Genomic DNA, 5,209 nt, shown 5'->3' on the forward strand with positions numbered 1-5,209 from the left:
CCCTCGGTTTGATCGGATGGCTTGGCTGGTCCGCGGCGCTGCTGGTGCTGGGCTTGCTGGTGGCGTTGATCGTGCCGCTGGTGAGTATGCTCAAGGACAAGCCGCTGCCCGTCCTGGGCCACGAACAGACCCTTGGCGAAGCACTGCGCGAAGCCTGCTCCCACTCCGGATTCTGGCTGCTGGCGTTCGGCTTTTTTGTGTGCGGGTTCCAGGTGGTGTTCATCGGTGTGCACTTGCCGGCCTATCTGGTGGATCAGCATCTTCCGGCGACGGTCGGCACCACGGTGCTGGCGCTGATCGGCCTGTTCAACATTTTCGGCACCTACACAGCAGGATGGCTTGGCGGGCGCATGTCCAAGCCGCGTTTGCTCACCGGTTTGTATTTGCTGCGGGCGGTGGTCATTGCGTTGTTCCTGTGGGCGCCGGTGACCACCACCACGGCCTATTTGTTCGGCATGGCCATGGGCTTTTTGTGGCTGTCGACGGTGCCGTTGACCAACGGTACGGTGGCGACCTTGTTTGGCGTGCGAAACCTGTCCATGCTCGGTGGGATTGTTTTCCTGTTTCACCAGCTCGGTTCGTTCCTGGGCGGCTGGCTGGGTGGCGTGGTGTACGACCGTACCGGCAGCTATGACTTGATCTGGCAGGTCGCGATTCTCCTGAGCCTGTTGGCCGCCGCCCTGAACTGGCCGGTGCGTGAACGGCCGGTGGCGCGCCTGCAAACACAAATGAGTGCGATATGAACAGTCTCTGGCCGCGGATCGCTGTAGCCGCCGTATGCGCCTTATTGCTGGCGTTGTCGTGGTGGGGCTGGCATCAGGGCGGGCTGGCGCTTTTGCAGTTGGGCATGGGGACTTGCTAGCGCGATGGCGGGGCGAGTAACGTCTAACCCTGACGATTGCTCAAGGATTTCCCGACATGCTGATGCGCTGGCTGGCAGTTCCCGCATTACTGGTCGCGTTTACCGGGTTGGCTCACGCGGCGGACTGCCCGGATCTTTTGCAAGGCTCGTTGCCCAAGCTGCGTGCCAAGGAATCCATCGATTTGTGCCAGCGCTTCGCTGGTAAGCCGTTGGTGGTGGTCAATACCGCAAGCTTCTGTGGCTTTGCTCCGCAGTTCAAAGGCCTTGAGGCGCTGAACCAGCGCTTCAAGGGTCAAGGGCTGGAGGTGATTGGCGTTCCGTCCAATGACTTCAAGCAGGAGTCGAAGGACGGTGCCGAGACCGCCAAGGTCTGCTACGTCAATTATGGCGTGACCTTCACCATGACCGAGCCGCAAAAGGTTCGCGGCGAAGAGGCGACGCACTTGTTCAAAGTCCTCGCCAGTCAATCCAGCGCGCCGAAGTGGAATTTCTACAAGTATGTGGTGGATCGCCAGGGCAAGGTGATCGCCAACTTCTCCAGCCTGACCAAGCCGGATGATCCCGAATTCATCGCTGCGGTGGAAAAAGCCCTGGCTTCGCCACCGCTCGTGTCGACCCCCTGATGTAGGAGCGAGCCTGCTCGCGATGGACGCGAACGATGACGCGTGCTTTCAGGATGTACGAGACGCCTTGAGGTTTTCGCGAGCATTCGAGCGTCGACCGGTTGTTCCTACAAATGAAAAGCCCCGCTTCCATGAGGAGAGCGGGGCTTTTTTGATTCCGATGGCGAGCGGTTCAGGCTCGCCGGGAATCATCAGAAGCGGTAGGTCGCACCGACACCGAAACCGTTGGCGCTGTTTTCGTACTTGGCGCTGTAACTGTCTACCAGGTTGGAGCGATCCACCTTGACAGCTTCTTCCTTCAGGTAGGAGTAGGCGACGTCGATGGTCAGATCATCGGTGACGTTGTAGCCGGCGCCAAGGCTGAAGATTGTGCGGTCACCTGTAGGAATACGTGGGGATCGGTCGGTATTGTTGGTAGGCGACTGGTCAAAGCTCAGGCCGGTGCGCAATACCCACTGCTTATTCAGCTGGTAGGAGGTACCGATGGCGTAGGCCCAGGTATTGTGCCAGTTCTGCTCTTCCGTAATGGTGCCGAACAGGGCCGGAGACAATGCACCGCCTTGTGCCGCCGTTACGCCGTCGTTGTTGACGGTGATGTCTTTCAAACGGCTCCAGCGAGTCCAGGTGGAACCTGCATAAAGGGTCCACGCATCCGTCAGCTGTTGTGTCACGGAGAAGTCGACAGATTCAGGTGTTTCGATTTTCAGCGAAGCATCGTATCGATTGCTTTTCAGGAAGGCGGAAGGTGAATTTGCGCCTGCGCTGATATCGGTATGACCTTCAATCTTGTATTTCACTTTCGAGTGATAGGTCAGGCCGACACGAGTGGTGTCTGTTGCTTGTACCAGGACCCCGAAGTTGTAGCCAAGAGCGACATCATCCCCTTTGATTTTGACGTGGGTATCGCCAAAAAGAGGTACATCCGACTCCAGAGTGCCGCCAATGCGGTTGATGGTCGGGCCGAAACCAATCGATACTTTGTCGTTAAAGGCGTAGCTGACKGTAGGCTGGAAGGTGACAACCTTGACTTCACTCTTGCTGCCGAAACCGGCACCCTGGAAGCCATTTTCATAGTCGGTAATCAGACCAAAAGGTGCGTAGACACCGAGGCCGAATGCCCAGTGATCATCAATCGGCTTGACGTAATAGCCCATCGGAACGGCTGTGAATGGCACCATGTCGCCTTTGTTGGTACCCGGGTGGGCGCCTTGGGCGTCTTTGATATCAGACGAGGCATCGATAGCTGCGATCCCGCCAGTGACTTCCTGGCGCTTGATTCGCGACATGCCGGCAGGGTTGCCAAAAACAGTGCTTGCATCATCGGCAGATGAAGAGCGTCCCGCAAAACCAGTCCCCATTCCACTGATGCTCTGTTCGTTGAGGGCAAAGCCACTCGCGAAGATCTGGGTGGATGCGATGGCAACGGCGAGGCTAATGGTGGTTTTGAGCATTACTTTTTTCATTATTAGAATTCCTGATGATCACCGGGGCGAAAACTACCAACATTTTCGTCCCGGCGCCATAGGCTGTATCGCTTGATTTAGAGCGGTTTTGTAGGACAATCCGACCAAAATCGCGGCATGTTTCGCGATCTTTGGATCCAAGTGTGTCAGCAGGCGACCTGATTCAGGGGTGAAACACAGGTTTGCCAGGCGCTGGTGAAATCACGCAGACGTCCCTGGGGCTGAAAGGTCTGGCGCCAGATTCTGGCCATACCCAACAAATCATCAGGGGCGGGGAGGGGGGGATTCTGTTCTTCCACCAGCAGCCAGGCGATGGCTGTGGCGTAACGCAGGTTGACGGTCAATTCGAGGTGCGGGCCACTCAGAAACGCATGCTGGCTGGCCAGGCCACGGACCAGGCTTGCACGCTCCGGATCAAGGGCCAGGTAATGGTCCCAAAGGGCCTGGTGGCGGGGCTCGGCAATGCGGTACAGGCCGTGCCCACGGCGGTCATGCAGGGCGGAACCAAGGGCGGACTGGCTGGCGGCAATGCCCAGCAGCAAGGATTCGGCAGTAGCGCTATGGCGTCCGAGGTAGATCAATGTCGGACGAATCACATAACGGCACAGTTCGCTGGCGGCGATACCCATAAAACCCTCGAAACCTGAATTGGACGGCGATACCTGAAAGGGGCCTTGGCAGCTGTGAATCGACTCAGGCTCGCCGCAAGCGGGTCAAGCCGCTTGAGTTGAAGTGTAGTGTCATATTCGCGCTGTAAAGGCCTGTTTTTAAAATATTTCCAGCGAGCAGTTATAACCGTTATATCGGATCGTGCTTAGTCATGGTGCGAGGAAAGGGAAACATTGGGCAATAAAAAGCCCTGCTTTTCGGGCAGGGCTTTCGGGTTTTCAGCCTTTCTGGCGTTTCAGGCAACCAGTGCCTGACGGGTACGCTCGATCACGGCCTGCAGCGGCTCGGCGCTGGAGTATTGATCGGGGTACAGGCGTTCGCTGTGACGGGCGATGCCGTGTTCGTTGACCAGGGTGAAGCTGAAGCAGCCTTTGCGAGCGGCCATGATCAGGCAGTTCATTGGTGCAAAAGCGTTGGTTAGGGTGCGAATGGCATCCTGAGTGTGGATTTGAGTGGACATAATTGGTGTTCCTACAAGCGACACGGATAAGAGCCGTGCAAAGTTAAAACGTTCCAGTGACGACGACCACCATTGGTCGAACGAAGAACCCGACTGGAACAAAGCAGCCAGTTTGAAGCGCTGACAAATTGGCGCGCTTGGGCTGGCAGGTAGGTACTTAGGAGGGCAGGCAACACATCAAGGGCAAAGGTTCTGGGCCCGGGGTGAAGATCCTGATCAATTTGCAGGTTGGTTCGAGCAGAGTAAGCAGGCGGAGCAACACCCTTTGCTTTCGATTCAAAGGTTGTGTCGGCGCAAKATTTACCTGGAAACCATCGAGGTGGTCGATCCCGCTTGCTCGGTGGAGGCTTCCTTTGGGAAGGCTGACCGGGGGATTTGTTCGACCAGAATTGACTTTCAGCTTGGTACTAACGCCGCGGATACTAACGGATTGAACTGGCCAAGGGAAGTGTGTTAGCAAAAAAATTTCCCGGCAGGTGCCCGATCGGGCTGTTTTGCCCTGTAGCCAAGCGTATGAAGCTGCGCTGCCTGCGATTGATATGCCCCGTAGCAGAACAATATCCGACCATCGGTTGTCGAGGTTAGTAGCAACGCAGCTGTCTAAACGCCGGGTTTGCCAAGGCTTATCCCCAGGCATGACCAAAAAACGCTCCGAAAAAGTGCATGGATATAACCGTCGCAAAGGGACTTGTGCACATTAGTTGCGCGGTCTGTCACCCCGCTGTCATCCCATGTTCAAGCGCAATGGCTGCCTGTAACCAAAATTTAAGTCAATGAAAAACATCGCTTTTTTTAACTGGTGAAAAAATCGTCAGTTTGACTGCGAGCCCCATTCCACAGGGCTTTGAGCGGGTTCAGGCGCGGTTGTCCACTGAGTTATCCACAGCTTCTGTGGATTGTCCCGAGCGCTTGCTCTAGGACGGGTGTGCCGGGATATTTTCAGCTTTACCTGTAAGAAAAAGAGAGTAAAGTTGCGCGCCTTCCGATCTGCCCCACAGTGCTTTATGAAGTTTCGCTCAGCGTCTGTTTCCTCTTCCTCCACACAACCCACTATTGCCCCTACCAAGMGCTTTTCCATGCGCGTGGCGGAGTGGCTGTTGGACAGTCCGCATCTGGGCGAAAACCGTAACGT

General features: G+C 56.3%; 6 protein-coding genes. 3 read left to right on the forward strand and 3 right to left on the reverse strand.

Translation table 11 applies throughout. The features are described 5' to 3' along the window. From ACXRVY_RS16305 to ACXRVY_RS16315, 3 genes are all read left to right on the forward strand, one after another. A partial coding sequence (locus tag ACXRVY_RS16305) for an MFS transporter (protein WP_458237766.1) occupies positions 1-743 on the forward strand: 743 nt, incomplete at its 5' end. Beyond that, positions 740-862, forward strand: a complete 123-nt coding sequence (locus ACXRVY_RS16310; RefSeq protein ID WP_263289907.1) for a hypothetical protein — start codon at positions 740-742, stop codon at positions 860-862. The genes ACXRVY_RS16305 and ACXRVY_RS16310, both read left to right, overlap by 4 nt. A gap of 56 nt (positions 863-918) precedes the next feature. Then, positions 919-1,485 (forward strand): glutathione peroxidase, encoded by a 567-nt coding sequence (locus ACXRVY_RS16315; RefSeq protein WP_223463306.1) that lies wholly within the window; start codon positions 919-921, stop codon positions 1,483-1,485. Between the two features lie 191 nt (positions 1,486-1,676). Here ACXRVY_RS16315 and ACXRVY_RS16320 read toward each other — a convergent pair whose 3' ends face one another. The 3 genes from ACXRVY_RS16320 to ACXRVY_RS16330 form a co-directional block, all read right to left on the reverse strand. Then, on the reverse strand, positions 1,677-2,948 hold the full coding sequence (locus tag ACXRVY_RS16320; RefSeq protein ID WP_223463305.1) for an OmpP1/FadL family transporter: 1,272 nt from the start codon (positions 2,946-2,948) through the stop codon (positions 1,677-1,679). Between the two features lie 146 nt (positions 2,949-3,094). After that, a complete protein-coding gene (locus ACXRVY_RS16325) occupies positions 3,095-3,577 on the reverse strand; it encodes a hypothetical protein (RefSeq protein WP_457266099.1) in 483 nt (160 codons plus the stop codon). Between the two features lie 275 nt (positions 3,578-3,852). Continuing rightward, positions 3,853-4,077 (reverse strand): hypothetical protein, encoded by a 225-nt coding sequence (locus tag ACXRVY_RS16330; RefSeq protein WP_007898912.1) that lies wholly within the window; start codon positions 4,075-4,077, stop codon positions 3,853-3,855. Between the last annotated feature and the right edge of the window lie 1,132 nt (positions 4,078-5,209).

It is taken from the genome of Pseudomonas sp. P5_A2_2, assembly GCF_054177685.1.

Excerpts from the sequence above, each read along its gene's own strand:
- ACXRVY_RS16310 (WP_263289907.1), top strand. The coding sequence starts at position 740 with ATGAACAGTCTCTGGCCGCGGATCGCTGTAGCCGCCGTATGCGCCTTA.
- ACXRVY_RS16315 (WP_223463306.1), top strand. The coding sequence starts at position 919 with ATGCTGATGCGCTGGCTGGCAGTTCCCGCATTACTGGTCGCGTTTACC.
- ACXRVY_RS16325 (WP_457266099.1), bottom strand. The coding sequence starts at position 3,577 with ATGGGTATCGCCGCCAGCGAACTGTGCCGTTATGTGATTCGTCCGACA.
- ACXRVY_RS16330 (WP_007898912.1), bottom strand. The coding sequence starts at position 4,077 with ATGTCCACTCAAATCCACACTCAGGATGCCATTCGCACCCTAACCAAC.